General features: G+C 46.4%; 2 protein-coding genes. Both read left to right on the plus strand.

Annotated features, from left to right (window positions below):
• The first annotated feature begins 123 nt into the window (after positions 1 to 123).
• Positions 124 to 267, plus strand: coding sequence for a hypothetical protein (locus tag EXE46_RS16910; protein WP_158413966.1), 144 nt, complete (start codon positions 124 to 126; stop codon positions 265 to 267).
• Positions 268 to 414: 147 nt separating this feature from the next.
• The gene (locus EXE46_RS16120) at positions 415 to 1,065 is read left to right on the plus strand and encodes a hypothetical protein (RefSeq protein WP_137689353.1); all 651 of its coding nucleotides are present in this window, start codon (positions 415 to 417) and stop codon (positions 1,063 to 1,065) included.
• The last annotated feature ends 98 nt before the right edge of the window (positions 1,066 to 1,163 follow it).

Below are 1,163 nucleotides of genomic sequence, written 5' to 3' on the forward strand. Positions count from 1 at the left end.
CATCCGAGACGGAAGAGCCTCTGTTCAGTTCTCCGATCACGCTTCATCAGCGATTTGACTCAACACCGTCTTGCTCAACTATCCGCACAAACACCGCCTCGACGCGCCGCTAAACTACAACGGATGACGTTCTACGAGGGCGTCGTGACTGAACATGGGGAAGGAGAGCAGGAGATTGTTGACGAGGAGGATTATCTGCTACGCATGTCAAGTGAGCTGAAGAAGCGGCGCGTGTGGGATACCGTTCTCACCGCAGGGGAGAGATGAGAATCAGAGTCGATCTGCTGGTCGGTTCTCGCCCCCTCGATGCGTTGATCTACCCTTGTTTCAACCGGTAATGTGTTTGGGAGTGAATATTATTCGGAATCCCCTGTGAACATTCAATAATATGTGACCTCTGGGTAGAAATAGTGTATGAGCGGCCCCCAAATCACGCAGGAGATGGCAAATGATGCTCTATCAAAAGAGGGTGAGAGCAGTGATTTATCTGATAAAACGGCTGTTTACTTCGACCAGAAAGTATGGGGTAACTTCGTTGAAGAAGATAGTAATGTAGATTCTGATGCCTTTCTTGAATTGACCAAGAAATCGGTTGAGGACGGCGGTTTTATCTATCCAATATCTATCGAGAACCTAATTGAGACAGGTTCTCATCCAGATAGAGAATTTACCGAAGAAGTCTATGAGATCATGGCAGAACTGTCTCAAAATTACACTCTGCGGTATCTTGAATCTGTTTTGGACTATGAGGCTATCAACTTCATCTGTTCTCGGCATCCTCTATTACTCAGTTTAGATATGAGGTCTACCGTTATCGGGAAGGGATTAGTAAATGTTGGAGGTGATTGGACGATAAAACCGGAGGAGAAGGTCGATGAGGAGATGGCAGAATTATTCAAACGGAGTATAGAAGACGACGATATAAACCGAGAAATTTTGCTTAGCGATGAAATGATCGAGGATGCTCCGGGGGTTACACCTGAGGAAAAGGAGCAATATACAGAACAGTATCGCGCGGCGATGAGAGAGAATGATACTCAGTACTTCACAAAGCCGCTTAGTTAGAACGTCTGCTTGCTGAAGGTGTGTCTAAAACCAAGCAAGCAGACGGTGTGATTCACGAGGACCAGCTTCTTAACTTTCTCGTCAACCGCCTTGACGAG

Source organism: Halorubrum sp. GN11_10-6_MGM (assembly GCF_005435165.1).
Taxonomy (GTDB): domain Archaea; phylum Halobacteriota; class Halobacteria; order Halobacteriales; family Haloferacaceae; genus Halorubrum.